An 18500-nucleotide genomic window follows, 5' to 3' on the forward strand; every position below is an offset into this window, starting at 1 on the left:
CGAAATTTAAAATCATCTGGTTATATGACGCAGCCAGATTTCCCACCGCCTATAAAATAGTAATTAATTAAGCAGAAATAAATATGGACGATTTAACCCTGCGTTATTATGACGCTGAAATGCGCTACCTCCTGGAAGCTGGCGAAGAATTTGCCCGCGCTCACCCGGAGCAGGCAGCAATGCTCAATCTCGATAAAGCGGGCGCGCGCGACCCGTACGTGGAGCGCCTGTTCGAGGGCTTTGCCTTCCTGATGGGCCGTCTGCGCGAGAAGCTTGACGACGACTTGCCGGAACTGACTGAAGGGTTGGTCAGCCTGTTGTGGCCGCATTACCTGCGCACCATTCCCTCGATGTCGGTGGTGGAGTTCACTCCTGACTGGCGTGAGATGAAAGAGCCGATGCGTATTGCCAGAGGTTTCGAGGTCAATTCGCGGCCGATCGGTGAAAAAGGTACGCGTTGTCGCTACACCACAACTAAAGAGATAACCCTCCAGCCACTGGCGTTGGAGCATGCCCGTCTGTCGACTGATCCTGACGGGCGTTCTGTCATCAGCCTGCGCTTCAGTTGTAGCCATCTTGCTGACTGGAGCCGTGTCGATCTCAGCCAGATCCCGTTCTATTTCAACGCTGACGCGCCGCTGGCCTGCGCCATGCATGAAGCCTTTACCATGAACACTGCGCGCCTGTGGCTACGCATGCCAGGTGACACGGACAGAAGGCCGATGGATGGGTATTTCACCGCACTGGGATTTGGTGATGATGACAGGCTCTGGCCGAAGGGGGACAGCAGTTTCAGCGGTTACCAGTTGCTGCTGGAGTACTTCACCTTCCGCGAAAAATTCATGTTCACGGGGCTGCGCGGGCTGGAGAACATTGCCTTTCCTGCTGATCTCCCGTGGTTCGAAATCGACGTGGTGCTGGCGGAGCGCTGGGAACATGACTTCAGCTTTAGCGAAAAGCATCTGCGCCTGAATTGCGTGCCGGTCATTAACCTGTTCCCGCTGGAATCCGATCCGCTGACGCTCAATTCTCTGCAAACCGAATACATGCTGCGCCCGATGCGCGTGCAGGATGGCCATACCGAGATATACACCGTGGATTCAGTGATGTCGTCGAGCCAGCATACCTACGTGCCGTTTTCGAGCTTCCGTCACAAGGGAGGAATGATGCGTCATGAAGCACCGGAATATCACTACCACACCCGCGTGCGCCGCGGTCCGTCCGGTCTGCATAACACCTGGCTCATCCTTGGCGGCGAAGCATTTGATAATCATACCGTCCCGGAAGACGAAAGCCTGTCGCTGACGCTTACCGGTACCAATGGTCAACTGCCACGACGTGCGCTGCAAAGCACCGTGCTTGATACGGTGATGAAAACCACTTCGGTCAGCATTGCCGTGCGCAACCTGTGTGCGCCGACGCTGCCTTGTTACCCACCGGCGCAGGACCGTTTCCACTGGCGCGTGCTGAGCCACCTCGGCAGCGGTTTTTTGTCGATGATGGATAATGCCGACGTGCTGCGCGGCACCCTGGCGCTGTATGAATGGACCGACAGCGAGATGAACCGCCGCCGCCTTGAAGCCATCCTCGAGGTGAAGCACAGTGAAACGGAGCGCTTTGAGCAGGGCTACCTGGTCCGTGGCGTGCAGATTGAAGTCACGCTGGACAGCCATGGCTTTGCCGGACGCGGCGACATCTGCCTGTTTGGCGAGATGCTGAGCCGATTCTTTGCGCTCTACACTGACATCTATTTGTTTAACCGACTGATTATCATTCTGCAACCGACCGGAGAACGCCTGGAATGGGAAGAGAAGCACAATCGCCGCATTCCCGGCTGAGCCCACGGCTTGAAGCCGACTTGCATCGTATTAACTTCTACCGTTTATGCCAACTGCTGGAGAAGCGCAATCCGGGCATGCCTCTGATGGGCTCGACCAGTCACCCGGGCGATGACCCGGTACGCTTTGCGCCGCATCCGGGGATGGGGTTCCCAGCCAGCGAACTGAAGGCGGTCGAATATGACGAGGATGATGACAGCAGACCACCGCTTATCCGCACGACTTTCATGGGGATGTATGGTGTCGACTCTCCCTTGCCGACGGCCTATCTCGATGACATCACCCAGCGCCGCGAAGGGCATGAAGCATTACAGGGTTTCCTCGATATCTTCAGCCATCGCATCCTGACACAGTTTTACCGCATCTGGCGTAAGTACTCCTATCCGGCCACCTTTGAACCCGGTGGTACCGACAGCATCTCGCAGTCTCTGCTGGGCCTGGTAGGGCTGGGTATTCCCGGTACAGCAGACCATATTGCCACACCGGTATCCCGTTTTCTGGCTCTGTTGGGTGTCCTACAGCAACCGGGCAAAACGCAGGAGGGCATGCAGGCGCTGGTAACTTTGCTGGCTCCGGATACCACCGTGAGGGTCAGTCCGTACTGCCTGCGGCCGGTGGAAATTGGTCAGCCACTGGGCTTTTACGGTGACGACGATTTTCTGCTGGACGGCAATACGCCACTGGGTGACGAAGCGATGGATGCGAGTAGCCAACTGCTGGTTGCCCTTACAACGGATAATGAACAGGAGGCACAGGGCTGGAAGCCGGACGGTCTGCTGTATCAGGACTTTCTGGTGATGCTTCGTGTCTGGCTCGGCTGGCGTTTTAAGGCAAAGATCACCCTGACCACCCGCACCCGACTGCTGGCCGTTCCGCCGCTTGGCGAAGGTCCTTTCTGGCTCGGGATGAATGGCGTGCTGGGCGCTGAGGAGGGGGAGCTTTCAGACGATATCCCACCGACCTTTACGACGGAACTGGGCTATTACACCGGCCTGAAGCCAGCAATAAAACAACAAGGAAACCGACGTGTTACGTACAAATTTAATTAAACCAGCTTGCTGGCTACCTGCTCTGCTGGCATTCAGCCTGACGGGTTGCGGGGTGACGCAGGGTATCGCCGATGGCACCAAATCGGCATTTAACGCTGTGTTCTACAAAAAGATTAAGGTACTGCACCTGGATTTTACGGCGCGTGAGGCGCTCAACACCGATACCCGCGAGAGTAATTCACTCTCCGAGCCGGTGGTAGTTCGTATTTATCAGCTAAAAGACCGCAAAACCTTCGATAAAACGGTTTACCAGCAACTCCTGAAAGATGGCGAAGCCATGCTTGAAACTGACCTGTTGGCGACCCGCGATGTGGTCGTAAAACCGGGCGGTGATACGAATCTTGATATGCCAATGGAAGACGAAGCGCAGTTTGTCGCGGTAGTTGGCCTATTCCGCCACCCGGACATGGTCAAAAATACCTGGAAGCAGGTTCTAAAACGTGAAGATCTTGATCCGGATAAGCCGCGCATTCTGGAGGCCGGGAATAACCACCTGACGTTATTGCCATTGGAGGATGACTGATGCCACAGGGACACAACACGCCATCGCTTTATGAAATGCTGAGTGGTAATTTTTCAGGCGGCCTGAGCCTGAGCCAGGTCAGCGAACAGAACCAGGTGATTTTATCGGTACTCGATAACATGCAGCGAATCCTCAACAGTCGCGCGGGTACGCTGGCCCACCTGCCGGACTACGGCCTGCCGGATATGACAAAAATCCTCCAGGGTATGCCCGGCACCGCCCACGAACTGATTACCACGCTGTCGGCCGTGTTGCTGAAATACGAGCCGCGCCTGAGCAAAATTAACGTGGTGATGCAGGAACAGATACGGCCCGGTGAACTCCGCTACGCCATTGACGCGGAGCTGAAGGGCGTCGGTCTGGTGCGCTACGGTACGGAATTTATGCCGGAAGGCAGGGTATTAATCCGTCATCTTAAACACCAGCAATACCTCGATACACGTGCCGCAATCTAGTGATTACTCAGGTTAAAACGGTTATGACAATACATTCTGAACGCCAACTTAAAACCGGCGGAGATCCGCGCACGCTTACGGATTACGCCGCCTTGCGCGATGAAATGAACAAGCTCACCCATCCGGCACGCCCGGATGTTAACTGGCAACACGCGGAAACGCTCTGCCTGTCACTGTTCGAGCATAACGGTGTGGAGCTACAAACGGCTGCCTGGTATACGCTCACCCGCACGCATCTGGCCGGTCTCTACGGCATGAATGAAGGACTGGCGTTAATGGCTGCACTGGTCGTCCGCCAGTGGGGGAACCTCTGGCCACAGCCTGTTCATGCGCGAGTCGAAATCCTCAGTGCACTGAGTAAACGGCTGCAACAGGTGGTACGGACGCTGACGTTGACGTATGCCGATTTACGGCAGCTATATCTGGCTGAGGAGCATCTGAACACTCTGAGTGACGTGTTGCATCGTCTCGAACTTAAGCATGCTGCTCAGCTTGATGCGCTGCGCACGATGATGCAAAACGCAGCAGTACGTCTCGAAAATAGCGAAAATACAGGCGTAACCCTGCCCGGTGACGCGGTGGAGGCTGCGGAACTTCACCTCACCGAACCGACAGAGCGTAGTAAATGGGTTTATGTAGTTCAGCCCGAGCCGTTGCCGCATGTTGAGGTGGTTAAAGAGCCTTCGGTGCCCGTTAAGCAGTGGAAACCATTTGCTGCGGGTATGTTGACCATGCTGGTGGCTGCCAGTGTTGTCGTAGGGGGATGGCAGATGATGCATGCGGCAGATTCGGCGCAAATGCAGCTGGCTGCGACTCTGGCTCCTTTACCTGAAGGACTCTCTACAGCGCAGTTGCAGGCGCTGCAACAAACGTCACCGTCACCTGAACTGGGGATCAGTAAGACGCAGCAGCTGTTAGCGCAACTTTTACAGTTAAAACCAGACTGGGCAGTAAGCTACGGCGACCGTCTGGTGCAGCAGGCGCTGACGCTGTGGCCGGAAGAGGCTAAACCCCTGGCGCAACAGTGGCAGAAGCAGATGAGTCTTAACGCGCTTGCAAAGTCCGATCTCAATGGCTGGCATGAGGGTATGACGCAGTTACAGCAGCTGACGACCAAGCTGAACGCGCTGGATGAGCAGAAGGGGAAGTACATGACGGTGAGTGAACTGAAATCAGCCGTGTTTGCCATGTCGCAGTCCTTTGGCCATACCGTTCCGCTTGAGGAGCAGCTTCGTCTGCTCTCTGCTTTACCGGCCGGGCAACCCCTGTCAGCAGCGCAGCAAAACCAGACCGAACAACATCTTCAGCAGTTGATTGCCAGCTACGCCCTGCTGAAGCACAAAAAAGAACAATGAGACTGGCGAAAACACGGAGTTAACATGTCAGCAAGAGAGCGTTTTTTTAAGAAAGTGCAGCAAAATAACGGGGATAAACCGATTTATATTAATACAGCTGAAGCCGAAGTCAGGGCATTTTGTCAGCGGATGGATGACCTTGCACAGCAGATCATGGCGTGGTTTGACGGTTCAGGTATTGACGTAATTTTATCAAAAAAACATATTACCGATTTAAGTACGGTTGGCTATAGCCTCAATAGCAGTATATGTCGTTATGCTATCACGACAATCAGTCTGCAAAATGGAGATCGCAGCGTCAGTATTCTGCCAGAACAGATGATTCGGGGAGCAGAGAAGGGGTGTATGACAATGCGTATTTATGCGCCCGGCAGTATATCGGAGGAAAGGATATATCATTTAAGCATGGCACCTGAAACAGGCTGGTATATTCGTCGCGAATATCAAAGTGCAAAAGAGAATGTCCTTATGACTGAGGACTATTTTTTCCAGACTGTCGACTGCCTGGCCTGATCTTAAGCCACCCTAACGGGAGGCTACGCGCTAACGTAGTTAATATCATATATTAACTACGTTAACTTATTAAGCATCGCTAAACAATGCTGTCCTACGGTATCCCTCCTAAAATATATACATGTTAATATTGAAGGGGAGATAATAACCAAATTACAAGCTGGGTGTTTACCATAAAACACGCTTTATCCCTTCCTTAAGTCAAACTCCACACATCAAACTGCAAAACAACAAACCGACGATGAACGTGAGGACAAATTCTGGTGGCAATGCTATAACCCTTAATGCCCACCAAAATATAAAGCCCCAGGAAAATGTATGCTAAGAAATATTAGTGTCAGAACGTTTATTCTCTATTTCCTTTTATGTGTGTTTTTGGTAAGTGACGGAGTTATCGCGCTATTCTCACGAAGTTCCTCGCTTTTTATTGCCGTCATTGTTGTACAATGCATCGCCTTATTTTTACTTTGGGCGTATATGACAAAATATCTTGTGACGCCGATCAATACTGTGAAAAAAAGTATTGAAGAAGTGACGTCAGGCAAACTGGGCGTGTCGATCCCTGAATTTGGCAACAACTGCGCGGGACGACTGATCCCGGGGATTAATAGTCTCTCCAGCAATATTGCAACGCTGGTCCGTGAGATCCGCGCCTCCTCGCAAACCGCGATGACCCTTTCAGATCAACTCTCTTCACGCAGCGCGCAGCTTTCCGTTAAAACAGAACAGCAGTCAGCTTCGCTGGTACAAACGGCAGCCAGTATGGAACAGATGGCTGCCAGTACAAAAAATAATGCCGACAATACCCGTTTAGCCAGCGAGCAGGCGAATATCGCGACGTTGCAGGCGCGTAAAGGCGGAGAGTTAATGGGGCAGGTTGCGAACAATATGCAGTCGATTACCGACTGCGCCCAGCAAATGACAGAGATTATCTCGCTGATTGACGGTATCGCTTTCCAGACCAATATTCTGGCGCTTAACGCCGCCGTTGAAGCGGCAAGAGCGGGGGATCATGGTAAAGGGTTTTCTGTGGTGGCTGGTGAGGTCAGAAGCCTGGCGCATCGTAGCGCCGAAGCGGCAAAAAATATCAAGTCCTTGATTGAAGTCACCAGCCATAACGTAACGCAGGGCGTGAACGTGGTCTCTGAAGCCGAAAAAAACATGCATGACATTGTTACCGGTTCGGGCAATGTAAGCAGATTGATGGATGAAATCTCCGCCTCAACATCAGAACAGGAAAAAGGCATTTCACAAATTACGCAGGCATTGTCAGAGCTGGAACGCGTCACGCAGAGCAACGTGTCGATGGTTGAAGAACTCAATGGTTCGTCCGATGTACTGCGCAATCAGGTGATTGAACTCCAGACACGAACCCGCAATTTCCGTCTTGAAAATGAGTACGTGACTGACAATGCGTTAAGTAGCCGCGAATGGGCGGTGAATTCCTGAGCGTATTCAGGACGATGCCTCACATAATTATTGCTTAACCTCCGGCGAAAGCTAGACTGACACCGAAAGAGATAAAACGGTGGAGGCGCTGTGGAGAGCATTAAAGGGTCTGAGGTTAACGTACCGGACGCAGTTTTTGCATGGGTGTTTGATGGACGTGGCGGCGCAAGGCCGCTTGAAGATCAGGATCACATCGACAGCGAACATCCATGCTGGCTGCACCTCAACTACACGCACCCGGACAGCGCCGAGTGGCTCGCGTCCACGCCGCTATTGCCCAACAACGTTCGGGATGCGCTGGCGGGAGAAAGCCTCAGACCCCGCGTCAGCCGGATGGGTGAAGGCACGTTAATTACGCTGCGATGTATAAACGGCAGTACGGATGAACGACCTGATCAGCTGGTGGCAATGCGCGTCTATATGGATGAACGGCTGATTGTTTCCACCCGCCAGCGAAAAGTGCTCGCGCTGGATGACGTCATTAACGACCTGAAAGAGGGAACGGGGCCTACGGATTGCGGCAGCTGGCTGGTGGATGTGTGTGATGCGCTGACCGATCATGCCAGCGAGTTTATAGAAGAACTCCACGATAAAATCATCGATCTGGAAGATAATCTGCTCGATCAGCAAATCCCCCCACGTGGTTTTCTGGCGTTGCTGCGTAAGCAGCTTATCGTGATGCGCCGCTATATGACCCCGCAGCGCGACGTTTATGCGCGACTGGCCAGCGAACGCATGAGCTGGATGAACGACGATCAGCGCCGCAGAATGCAGGATATCGCAGACCGGCTGGGACGTGGTCTGGACGAGATTGACTCGTGTATCGCCCGAACGGCAGTCATGGCGGACGAGATTGCGCAGGTGATGCAGGAGTCGTTAGCCAGGAGAACGTACACCATGTCGCTGATGGCGATGGTCTTTTTACCGAGTACGTTCTTAACAGGGCTGTTTGGCGTGAACCTCGGCGGGATCCCCGGCGGTGAATATCACTATGGCTTCACCACGTTTTGCGTCATGTTAGTGGTTTTGATTGGGGGTGTTGCATGGTGGTTGCATCGTAGTAAATGGCTGTAAAATTACGCATTTTCAAACGAATCGGGTGCTTCAAAACGACATTTTAATTGAGCGAAGTCAATAAACTCCGACCATGTTAGGTGCAATATTACTCCCGCAGGTGAATGCAACGTCAAGCGATGGGCGTTGCGCTCCATATTGTCTTACTTCCTTTTTTTGAATTACTGCATAGCACAATTGATTCGTACGACGCCGACTTCATAGTCGGCTTTTTTTTGCCTCCTGTTTATCTGCGTCTACCCTTTAGGGGTCAGCACCCTAATCAGGAGGAAAAGATGAGTATGCTACTTGCCCTGCAACGCCTGAACACCTGGCAGTCCGATCCGGTGCCCACCGATCCGACGCCGATACCCGATCCTGTCCCACGTCCGCAGCCGATGCCAGATCCGCCACCGGATGAAGAACCGATTAAATTGTCGCATCGTTAGCGGAGATCTGCGAGGATACGCGCCATCTGACTGCAATCATCACCACGAGAGTATATTGTGACCGCTTTTTCCACGCTGAACGTTCTGCCTGAAGCCCAACTGTCTAACCTGAATGAGTTGGGCTACCTGACTATGACCCCCGTCCAGGCCGCCGCTCTGCCGGCCATCCTCGAAGGCCGTGACGTGCGCGTGCAGGCGAAAACCGGCAGTGGAAAAACGGCTGCATTCGGTCTGGGCCTGTTACAACACATTGATGCAACCCTGTTTCAGACCCAGTCCCTGATACTCTGCCCGACGCGTGAGCTGGCCGACCAGGTCGCGGGGGAGTTGCGTCGCCTGGCGCGTTTTTTGCCTAACACCAAAATTTTAACGCTCTGCGGCGGGCAACCGTTCGGTGCGCAGCGCGATTCCCTTCAGCATGCGCCGCATATCATTGTGGCCACGCCGGGGCGTCTGCTTGATCACCTGCAAAAAGGCACCGTTTCACTCGATGCACTGCAAACGCTGGTGATGGATGAAGCTGACCGCATGCTGGACATGGGCTTCAGCGATGCGATTGACGAAGTGATCCGCTTTGCGCCAGCCACACGTCAGACGCTGCTCTTTTCTGCCACCTGGCCAGAGGCCATTGCGGCGATCAGCGGGCGTGTGCAAAAGAACCCCCTGACCATTGAAATTGATACTGTCGATGCGTTGCCAGCGATTGAGCAGCAGTTCTTCGAGACATCGCAGCAGGGCAAAATTCCACTGCTGCAAAAGTTGCTGAGCCAACACCAGCCTGCGTCCTGCGTGGTGTTCTGTAATACCAAAAAAGATTGTCAGGCGGTGTGTGATGCCCTGAATGACGCCGGGCAGAGCGCATTATCGCTGCATGGCGATCTGGAACAGCGCGATCGCGATCAGACGCTGGTACGTTTCGCTAACGGCAGCGCTCGCGTGCTGGTTGCAACGGATGTCGCTGCCCGTGGCCTGGATATCAAATCGCTTGAGCTGGTGGTCAATTTCGAACTGGCATGGGATCCGGAAGTGCATGTCCACCGTATCGGGCGTACCGCACGTGCGGGTAACAGTGGTCTCGCCATCAGCTTTTGTGCACCTGAAGAGGCGCAACGCGCCAATATTCTTGCGGAAATGCTGCAACTGAAACTTAACTGGGTGAGTGCCCCAGGTAATATCAGTATTGCTCCGCTGGCGGCGGAAATGGCCACGCTGTGCATCGACGGCGGTAAAAAGGCTAAAATGCGTCCCGGTGACGTTCTGGGGGCATTAACAGGGGATATCGGTCTCGACGGGGCAGATATTGGCAAGATCACGGTCCATCCTGCACATGTTTACGTAGCGGTTCGCCAGGCGGTTGCGCATAAGGCCTGGAAACAGTTGCAGGGCGGGAAGATTAAAGGGAAAACCTGCCGCGTTCGGCTCCTGAAGTAAGCTTGAAAGCGTCTCAGAAACGATATCTGAGACGCGGTCAGGTTATTTGACTTCTACCACGTTCAGGCGCAGTTCATCGAATTGCGCATCTTCTTCCTCTGGCTGCCAGCCAGCAGGTTGCATCGGGATCTCTTCCCGGTCAAACGCCAGATCCCCGCCATTTACCACCTCTGATCCGTGGTTAATCCCTTTGAAATCGAACAGTTCAACATCCGCGAGGTGCGAAGGCACCACGTTCTGCATGGCGCTGAACATGGTTTCGATGCGGCCCGGATAGCGTTTATCCCAGTCACGCAGCATGTCGCCAATGACCTGACGTTGCAGGTTCGGCTGTGAGCCGCACAGATTGCATGGAATGATAGGGAAGGCTTTGGCCTGAGAGAAACGCTCAATGTCTTTCTCGCGGCAGTAGGCGAGTGGGCGGATCACGATGTGTTTGCCGTCATCGCTCATCAGCTTCGGTGGCATTCCCTTCATTTTGCCGCCGTAGAACATATTCAGAAACAGCGTTTGCAGAATGTCGTCCCGGTGATGACCAAGCGCAATTTTGGTGGCGCCCAGTTCAGTTGCGGTGCGGTACAGAATGCCGCGACGTAAACGTGAGCAGAGCGAGCAGGTCGTTTTGCCCTCTGGGATCTTCTCTTTAACAATGCCGTAGGTATTCTCTTCTACGATTTTGTACTCAACGCCCAGGTTTTCCAGGTATTCAGGCAGGATATGCTCCGGGAAGCCAGGCTGTTTTTGATCGAGGTTAACCGCGACCAGGGAAAAGTTCACCGGTGCGCTTTGCTGAAGATTGCGCAGGATCTCCAGCATGGTATAGCTGTCTTTACCGCCCGACAGGCAGACCATGATGCGATCGCCTTCTTCAATCATGTTGAAGTCTGCAATGGCTTCGCCCACGTTACGGCGCAGTCGCTTTTGCAGTTTATTCAGGTTGTATTGTTCTTTTTTGTTAATTTCTTGATTTTGTTGCATTTATACGTTACTCAGATCTTAAATGGGGCACAGGGTGAGGAAAACGACTTCAAAGCGTCAGCTTCGTGTTCATCTCTTCTATCCATGTAGCATAGATTTCATACACCATCAGCGCATTTTCGTGCCCCATCTGGTTAGCATTTAAAGACGGGTTTGCGGCTGCCGGTAAAAACCAGCATGCGAAAGTGTGCCGTGTATGGTACGGATTGCAGCGACGAATGCCAGCACGATTTACAAATGAGCCCCACAGGAGAAGTTTGGTTAAGACTGAAGGGTTGTCTACACTTACAGCTTACGCAGTAAAAACGGAGGTGAAAATGACTGACCGTCCCGTTAATGGTGACCATCCTGATTATAACCCCAGCCCGGAAAACCCGGAAAAGGATGGAAAAAAACCGAAAGATGATCCTGGCTCAGCGCCTGAATCAGGTGATAAAGATCCAGAGTGATGACAAGCCGCCTTCACGAAGGCGGTTTTAACCTAAATTACGGCACCGCTATCAACCCTATCCTCGTCAACATTGTCTGATGACCGATCCCCTGTTTTGCCGGGCGATAAAGCACGGATCTCATACCTGCGTGCCAGCGTGTTTTACAGTACTCCTGCTACGCTTTTTGAGAGGGACAAGGGAGCACTTCTATGAAGAATAAAGACGAGCAAACAGGATTAGTTGGGCTGGCGATTGGCGCTGCCGTAATTGGGCTGGTTTCATCGCAGAAGATCATCAACCGTGAAAGTATTGTCGATGAGCTGGTGAGGCTCGGCAGACAGAAGGGAGATGGTGTCGAAGATGAGGTTTTTCTAAAAGCCGCTGAGTTAGTGAGAAAAGGGGTATAAACGATGGCTGACATTCGTCTTGCACAGTGTCATTGTGGGGCGGTGAAATTTACAGTTGAGCTGACGGACGGCCTGAATACCGCACGTCGATGTAGCTGTTCATTTTGCAGGATGCGTGGAGCGGTAGTGGTTTCCGCGCCATTAACGGGCATTAAGGTGACGCAGGGCGCGGATGCGCTCACAGAGTACCGTTTCAACACCGGCACGGCGCGCCATTTCTTCTGCTCGATCTGCGGTATTTATACGTTCCATCAGCGGCGTTCCAATCCCAATGAATATGGTGTGAATGTCGCCTGTCTGGAAAATGTCACGCCTTTCGACTTCCCGGAGGTGGTGGTAATGGATGGAGTAAATCATCCTGCGGATGGCGACAGCGGGGTAATTGGCTATCTCTCTTTCCGCAAAGAAGAGGCGAAACAGAGATAAAAAATTAGCCCGCAGATCGCTGCGGGCTAACGGGATTAGAACTGGTAAACCAGACCTAACGCTACGATGTCATCGGTGCCGATGCCATTGTTTTTGTAGAATGAATCATCTTCATCCAGCAGGTTGATTTTATAATCAACATAGGTGGACATATTTTTGTTGAAATAGTAGGTAGCACCTACATCAGCATATTTCACCAGATCTTTATCGTCCTGGCCATTGCCCAGATCTTTACCTTTGGACTGTAAATACGAAATAGCCGGACGCAGGCCGAAGTCAAACTGATATTGTGCGGTCACTTCAAAGTTCTGGGTTTTGTTTGCCACCGCATCCGCATTGTCACCGTACGGCGTCATATTACGGGTTTCGGAATACATTGCCGCCAGGTAAATATTGTTGGCGTCGTATTTCAGGCCAGCGGTCCAGGCATCCGCAGTGTCGCCGCCCGCAGTGGTGTAATTCACCTGATCGTTGGTACGGTCAGAAGAGGCATATGCCGCACCCGCGCTGAAGCCCATGCCGAAATCATATGTCGCAGATATACCGTAACCGTCACCATTCTCATGACGTGTATCACGACCGTTGTTGGTCCCTTCATTGGTAGAGCAGAAATTCTCGTCGCAGTTGTTACCTTCATTATTACCCTGATACTGCACCGCGAAGTCCAGACCCTGCACCAGACCAAAGAAGTCGGTGTTACGATAGGTCGCCACGCCGTTTGCACGACCAGTCATGAAGTTATCGGCGTTAGTATAAGAGTCGCCACCAAATTCTGGCAGCATATCGGTCCAGCCTTCCACGTCGTACAGGACGCCATAGTTACGGCCATAATCGAAGGAGCCGTAGTCACCAAACTTCACACCCGCGAAGGCCAGACGCGTCCAGGACTGATTGTCAGACCCTTCGGTGTTGTTTGCCTGAATGTTGTATTCCCACTGTGCGAAGCCGGTCATCATGTCGTTGATTTGGGTTTCACCTTTGAAGCCCAGACGCATATAGGTTTGGTCGCCATCTTTAGATGTGTCGTCAGAGAAATAATGCAGACCATCTACTTTGCCATACAGATCCAGTTTATTGCCGTCTTTATTATAAATTTCAGCTGCGTGGGTTGCTCCAGCCATTAACAGAGCGGGGATCATCAGTGCCAGTACTTTTCTTTGCATTTTGATTATTCCTTTGCAGTTATTTTTTTATTGCTTAGTGAACTTTCCGGGCTGGAAAGGTGTCCCATGCTAAATCACTCTGGCGGCGGATGAATAAATTATAATTGTTACGGGTTAAGTAAAATCTAAACCAAATGATGCGATTGAAATAGCGATTGATGCAGTGAATGAGTTGTTGGAATCAATACAAAATAAAAATTATTAATCATGAGTGAAATAGGGTAATCTCCACGCCGTTATATGCCTTTAAGATTTCTTCATCCATAATTCATGTGAATATTTCTCAGAACATTGAGGCAATTTTCACCGATCTTCTGGATTAGCCCGGTGCACGTGCATCGGGCTTTTTTTCTGGCAAAAAAATGCCCGGACAAGCCGGGCACAGGGATTAATCACTGGTCGATTTTTCGGCTTTCCCTGCCAGTTGCGCCAGGAAGTCATATCGTTTCTGAAGATCTGCTGCCGCATCCTTCCATAGCTGCTCCGCTACTTCTGGCTGTTGGGCGTTCAGTCGGCGGAAACGCTGCTCCTGAAGTAAGGTTTCGGCAAGCGCGTCTGATGGCGGACGCGAATCCAGCGCCAGCGGTAATTTCCCTTCATCGGCACGGCGCGGATCAAAGCGGTACAGCGGCCAGAAGCCGGTAGCGGTGAGCTGACGCATCTGGTCGTGACTGAGCGCCAGATCGTAGCCATGCTCTTCACACGGGCTGTAGGCGATGATCAGCGACGGGCCAGGATACGCCTCCGCTTCCTGTATGGCTTTCACCGTCTGGTTAAGCTGCGCGCCCAGTGAAATCTGCGCGACGTAGACGTGTCCATACATCATCATGCTGACGCCCAGATCTTTCCGCGCCTTGCGCTTGCCATGCTCACCAAATTTCGTGACCGCACCCAATGGCGTTGCTTTTGATGCCTGTCCGCCGGTGTTGGAATAACACTGAGTATCGAGCACCAGAATATTGACGTTTTCGGTCAGGCTCAGGACATGGTCAAGACCACCAAACCCAATATCATAGGCCCATCCGTCACCGCCAATCAGCCAGACAGATTTTTCTACCAGCGCGTCCGCATCGGTCAGCAGTTGTTCAGCCCCCTCAGTACCCTGAAGCGCGTTATGCAGTTCAGCAACCTGGGCACGACGAACGTCAGGTGTGGCCTCCGCATGCAGCGCGTCATTCAGTTCCGCCGGGATCTTATCGGCAAACTGTGCCAGCAAACGCATTACGCGGGCGCGGTGCTGATCGACCGTCAGACGGAACCCCAGACCAAATTCTGCGTTATCCTCGAAAAGCGAGTTTGCCCACGCCGGACCGCGACCATTCGCGTCGGTGGTATAAGGCGTGGACGGCAGGTTACCCCCGTAGATGGACGAACAGCCCGTCGCGTTGGCAATCAGCATCCGGTCGCCGTAAAGCTGGGTAAGCAGTTTGATATACGGCGTTTCACCGCAGCCTGAGCACGCCCCGGAGTACTCAAAGAGCGGGGTGATGAGTTGCGAGGTACGAATGTCAATGCGTTCCAGCTTGTTGCGATCGATTTCAGGCAGGTCGAGGAAGAAATCATAATTCACTTTCTCTTCTTCAACATGTTCCAGACGCGACATCATATTGATGGCTTTGATTGACGGATCCTGACGATCTTTCGCCGGGCACACCTCGACGCACAGGTTACAGCCGGTACAGTCTTCCGGCGCCACCTGAAGAACATATTTCTGGCCACGCATATCGCGGGATTTTACATCCAGCGAGTGCAGACTTTCCGGTGCGGCAGCCAACGCTTCTGGGGACACCACTTTGGCGCGAATGGCGGAGTGCGGGCAGGCCGCGACGCAGTGGTTGCACTGGGTGCACAGCTCTTCTTTCCAGATAGGGATCGCTTCGGCAATATTGCGTTTTTCCCAGCGGGTTGTGCCCATCGGCCAGGTGCCGTCAGGCGGAAGCGCAGAGACGGGAAGGGTATCACCCAAACCCGCAAGCATCGCCGCCGTGACGGTTTTGACGAAATCCGGGGCGGCGTCAGACACCACGGGTGGCCGGTTCGGGCTGCTGGCATTGACCGGCTGCAACGGCACCTCGAACAGCGACTCGCGCGCCAGCGCCAGCGCCTGCCAGTTGCGCTCAACCAGCTCCTGACCTTTGCTGCTGTAGCTTTTGGCAATCGCCCCCTGAAGTTCCATCAGCGCACTGTCACCCGGCAGAATATTGGTCAGATGGAAGAATGCCATCTGCATGACCGTATTGATGCGCGCGGCCAGGCCGCATTCGCGGGCGATCTTCGCGGCGTTAATGACATACAGGCGCGCCTGTTTCTGGTTCAGTACCGCCTGGACTTCCTGTGGCAGACGCGCCCAGACCTCATCGGCGCTGTAAGGGGTGTTGATCAGGAAAATACCGCCGGGCTTCAGGCGCTCGGCCATCTGGTATTTATCAATGAACTGGAGCTGGTGACAGCCAACAAAATCTGCCTGAGAAATCAGGTATGCCGAGCGGATCGGGTGTTCGCTGACGCGCAGGTGGGAGACGGTCAGCCCGCCCGCTTTTTTGGAGTCGTAGACGAAATAGCCTTGCGCATACCACGGCGTGGAATTGCCGATAATTTTAATGTTGTTCTTGGTCGCCGAGACGCTGCCGTCACTGCCCAGGCCGTAGAACAGCGCTTCCAGTTTCGCATTCGAAGGCAGGGTGTTTTCTGGCAAGGGGAGGGAAAGGTTAGTTACGTCATCATAAATGCCGACCGTAAAGCGCGGCTTCGGTTTTGACTCGCGCAGTTCAGTAAATACCGCCAGGACGCACTCCGGCCCGAACTCTTTGGAAGACAATCCATAACGCCCGCCAATAACGCGCGGCAGCGTTTCACGCTCACCGGAGTTAAACGCCTCTGCCAGCGCGGTCATCACGTCAAGATAAAGTGGTTCAGCCTGCGCGCCAGGCTCTTTGGTGCGGTCTAGTACCGCCACGGCACGTGCGCTGTCCGGCAGGGCTGCGAGCAGATGTTTCGCCGAGAAGGGGCGATAGAGGCGAACTTTAAGTACGCCAACTTTTTCACCCCGCGTCAGCAGCGCATCGACCACCTCTTCGCAAGTGCCGATGGCGGAGCCCATCAGGACGATCACGCGCTCGGCCTGCGGATGACCGTAATATTCAAACGGCTTATATTCGCGACCCGTCGCGGCGGCAAAATCGTCCATCGCACGTTCAACGTGCTCATAGACCGCGTTGTACCACGGGTTTGTCGCCTCGCGGGACTGGAAATAGGTATCCGGGTTCGCAGAAGTACCCCGGATCACCGGATGTTCCGGATTGAGGGCACGCGCGCGATGGGCATCAATGTCAGCCTGCGGCAGCAGGTTCAGAAGGGTGTCATCCGGCAGCGGAACGATTTTATTGATCTCGTGGGAGGTGCGAAAACCATCAAAGAAATGAATAAATGGCACACGGCTTTTCAGCGTGGCGATATGCGAAATGAGCGCGAAGTCCTGCGCTTCCTGCACGCTGCTGGCGCAAAGCATGGCGCAGCCAGTCTGACGAACGGCCATCACGTCCGAGTGGTCGCCAAAAATCGAGAGCGCGTGCGTGGCTACGGTGCGAGCGGCAACGTGCAAAACAAACGGCGTTAATTGTCCTGCCAGCTTGTAAAGCGTGGGGATCATCAACAGCAGCCCCTGAGACGAGGTAAAAGAGGTCGACAGGGCACCGGTCTGCAACGCACCATGCACGGTGGCAATAGCGCCAGCTTCGGACTGCATCTCTACGACACGCGGGACATCGCCCCAGACGTTTTTAACCCCATTACCTGCCCAGGCGTCTGCCTGTTCAGCCATCGTGGAACTTGGGGTGATAGGGTAGATGGCGATTACTTCGCTGGTACGAAACGCAACAGACGCGACTGCACCATTGCCGTCAATAGTTTGCATAGGACAACACCCTTACATTGCGCAAAAAGGGGGCCTGTAAAACGACGACAGACCCTGAATATTATCTGTGTATTTTAGCAAAGCTCAGGTTTTACGATTTTCGCTTTTGTGTCCTGGTATGCGCTGTATCAATGAGTGGATGGCTATTCGCGTTAAAAAATTGCGAGAAATTGTTACCAGGGCGCATAAATACGCACATCCGCTCTCGACGATGCGGCGCGTGATGCCTATTATGCATAGGTTTCGCTTTAACTACGGGGAGGAAGGTATGCGTTCAGCATTTTGGGTAGGATGTGCCGCGTTACTGTTGTCGGCATGCAGCAATGAACCTGTACAGCAGGCGACAGCGGCACACGTTACGCCGGGTATGCGAGCGGCTATGTCCAGTTCCGGTCAGGCTAACTGCGCAATGATCGGAGGGTCACTTTCCGTTGCCCGCCAGCTCGACGGTTCCGCCATCGGCATGTGCGCGTTGCCAAACGGCAAACGCTGTAGTGAGCAGTCGCTTGCCGTAGGTTCGTGCGGAAGCTACTGAGTTACTCTACTCGCTTGAACATCAATGTCTTATCGGCTGTCGCCAGCGTTAACTGGTCTTCGGTCAGGTCAACCTGTGCGCCTTTGCGTAGCATATCGGCGATGGTCTGATCCAGTTCATTAAGCTGCGGCTCGGTGCAGAGTTTCCGGGTCATTGCCAGCGTTTTGACCGTCAACTCTCCTTCGGACAGTTTCCCCTGGCCGTTGAAGCCGTTGCACATTGTGCCGGAAACGACAATATTGTTAATCAGGCTGATATTGGGCTGCGCACTAAAGCGGATTTCTGGCAGGGTTTTCCCGCCTTTAACGGCTTTGCCATCCACGTTTTCCAGAACGAAACGGTGATTCTCTAACTGATCGGTCTGAACGGAGGCTTTACCAGGATTAACGCATCCAGCCAGTGCGAGGCTGATTAAACTTACTGCCGCGAGCTTTTTCATTTTTCTTCTCAAACTATCAATGCTGTAAATATTTTTTCAGTGTAACCATACCCCCCAGAGTGTTAATGGGGTTTATCTGAAAGTGCGAGAAAG

At 53.2% G+C, this 18500-nt stretch carries 18 protein-coding genes and 1 pseudogene; 14 read left to right on the forward strand and 5 right to left on the reverse strand.

The features are described 5' to 3' along the window. The first annotated feature begins 83 nt into the window (after nucleotides 1-83). The 10 genes from tssF (at nucleotide 84) to dbpA (ending at nucleotide 10115) form a co-directional block, all read left to right on the forward strand. Entirely contained in the window at nucleotides 84-1838 is a 1755-nt protein-coding gene (tssF, locus tag BH712_RS01820) for a type VI secretion system baseplate subunit TssF (RefSeq protein WP_006810781.1), read from the forward strand. Next, nucleotides 1802-2887 carry a type VI secretion system baseplate subunit TssG gene (gene tssG, locus BH712_RS01825; protein WP_032673854.1) on the forward strand — a complete coding sequence of 362 codons (1086 nt, stop codon included), beginning with the start codon at nucleotides 1802-1804 and terminating at the stop codon, nucleotides 2885-2887. Before tssF ends, tssG begins: the two co-directional genes overlap by 37 nt. Next, nucleotides 2865-3410 carry a type VI secretion system lipoprotein TssJ gene (gene tssJ / locus BH712_RS01830; protein ID WP_006810779.1) on the forward strand — a complete coding sequence of 182 codons (546 nt, stop codon included), beginning with the start codon at nucleotides 2865-2867 and terminating at the stop codon, nucleotides 3408-3410. Before tssG ends, tssJ begins: the two co-directional genes overlap by 23 nt. Continuing rightward, nucleotides 3410-3865, forward strand: coding sequence for a type VI secretion system baseplate subunit TssE (gene tssE / locus BH712_RS01835; RefSeq protein WP_006810778.1), 456 nt, complete (start codon nucleotides 3410-3412; stop codon nucleotides 3863-3865). Before tssJ ends, tssE begins: the two co-directional genes overlap by 1 nt. Nucleotides 3866-3888: 23 nt before the next feature. Further along, nucleotides 3889-5220 (forward strand): VasL domain-containing protein, encoded by a 1332-nt coding sequence (locus BH712_RS01840; RefSeq protein WP_032673853.1) that lies wholly within the window; start codon nucleotides 3889-3891, stop codon nucleotides 5218-5220. Nucleotides 5221-5244: 24 nt separating this feature from the next. Further along, nucleotides 5245-5733: a hypothetical protein gene (locus tag BH712_RS01845; RefSeq protein WP_006810776.1), complete on the forward strand. Its 489-nt coding sequence runs from the start codon at nucleotides 5245-5247 to the stop codon at nucleotides 5731-5733. Nucleotides 5734-6051: 318 nt separating this feature from the next. Next, complete coding sequence (locus tag BH712_RS01850; RefSeq protein ID WP_006810775.1) at nucleotides 6052-7182, forward strand: methyl-accepting chemotaxis protein; 1131 nt, start codon at nucleotides 6052-6054, stop codon at nucleotides 7180-7182. Nucleotides 7183-7272: 90 nt separating this feature from the next. Continuing rightward, nucleotides 7273-8256 (forward strand): zinc transporter ZntB, encoded by a 984-nt coding sequence (gene zntB / locus BH712_RS01855; RefSeq protein ID WP_006810774.1) that lies wholly within the window; start codon nucleotides 7273-7275, stop codon nucleotides 8254-8256. A gap of 275 nt (nucleotides 8257-8531) precedes the next feature. Next, nucleotides 8532-8684, forward strand: a complete 153-nt coding sequence (gene ynaL, locus BH712_RS24865; protein ID WP_015570430.1) for a proline-rich small protein YnaL — start codon at nucleotides 8532-8534, stop codon at nucleotides 8682-8684. A 57-nt stretch (nucleotides 8685-8741) separates the two neighbouring features. After that, a complete protein-coding gene (dbpA, locus tag BH712_RS01865; protein ID WP_006810773.1) occupies nucleotides 8742-10115 on the forward strand; it encodes an ATP-dependent RNA helicase DbpA in 1374 nt (457 codons plus the stop codon). 42 nt (nucleotides 10116-10157) lie between these two features. On the opposite strand, the gene ttcA is transcribed toward dbpA, so the two are convergent. Then, entirely contained in the window at nucleotides 10158-11093 is a 936-nt protein-coding gene (gene ttcA, locus BH712_RS01870) for a tRNA 2-thiocytidine(32) synthetase TtcA (RefSeq protein WP_001186974.1), read from the reverse strand. 49 nt (nucleotides 11094-11142) lie between these two features. Next, nucleotides 11143-11340 (reverse strand): annotated as a pseudogene (locus BH712_RS25050) (tyrosine-type recombinase/integrase); the annotation flags it as partial. 70 nt (nucleotides 11341-11410) lie between these two features. Here BH712_RS25050 and BH712_RS25255 point away from each other — a divergent pair. The 3 genes from BH712_RS25255 (at nucleotide 11411) to BH712_RS01885 (ending at nucleotide 12357) form a co-directional block, all read left to right on the forward strand. Next, nucleotides 11411-11542 (forward strand): hypothetical protein, encoded by a 132-nt coding sequence (locus BH712_RS25255; protein WP_006810772.1) that lies wholly within the window; start codon nucleotides 11411-11413, stop codon nucleotides 11540-11542. Nucleotides 11543-11733: 191 nt separating this feature from the next. Beyond that, nucleotides 11734-11931: a hypothetical protein gene (locus BH712_RS01880; protein ID WP_003856931.1), complete on the forward strand. Its 198-nt coding sequence runs from the start codon at nucleotides 11734-11736 to the stop codon at nucleotides 11929-11931. A gap of 3 nt (nucleotides 11932-11934) precedes the next feature. Then, complete coding sequence (locus BH712_RS01885) at nucleotides 11935-12357, forward strand: GFA family protein (protein ID WP_032673851.1); 423 nt, start codon at nucleotides 11935-11937, stop codon at nucleotides 12355-12357. 35 nt (nucleotides 12358-12392) lie between these two features. Here the strand turns inward: BH712_RS01885 and ompC are convergent, their stop codons facing one another. Continuing rightward, nucleotides 12393-13520: a porin OmpC gene (ompC, locus tag BH712_RS01890; RefSeq protein WP_006810770.1), complete on the reverse strand. Its 1128-nt coding sequence runs from the start codon at nucleotides 13518-13520 to the stop codon at nucleotides 12393-12395. Nucleotides 13521-13908: 388 nt separating this feature from the next. After that, nucleotides 13909-17433, reverse strand: a complete 3525-nt coding sequence (gene nifJ, locus BH712_RS01895) for a pyruvate:ferredoxin (flavodoxin) oxidoreductase (protein WP_006810769.1) — start codon at nucleotides 17431-17433, stop codon at nucleotides 13909-13911. A 268-nt stretch (nucleotides 17434-17701) separates the two neighbouring features. Here nifJ and BH712_RS01900 point away from each other — a divergent pair, with 268 nt between their 5' ends. Next, nucleotides 17702-17968: a putative hemolysin gene (locus BH712_RS01900; RefSeq protein ID WP_003856935.1), complete on the forward strand. Its 267-nt coding sequence runs from the start codon at nucleotides 17702-17704 to the stop codon at nucleotides 17966-17968. 1 nt (nucleotide 17969) lies between these two features. On the opposite strand, the gene hslJ is transcribed toward BH712_RS01900, so the two are convergent. Then, on the reverse strand, nucleotides 17970-18407 hold the full coding sequence (hslJ, locus tag BH712_RS01905) for a heat shock protein HslJ (protein ID WP_006810767.1): 438 nt from the start codon (nucleotides 18405-18407) through the stop codon (nucleotides 17970-17972). Between the last annotated feature and the right edge of the window lie 93 nt (nucleotides 18408-18500).

This window comes from Enterobacter hormaechei ATCC 49162 (genome assembly GCF_001875655.1).
Lineage (GTDB): Bacteria > Pseudomonadota > Gammaproteobacteria > Enterobacterales > Enterobacteriaceae > Enterobacter > Enterobacter hormaechei.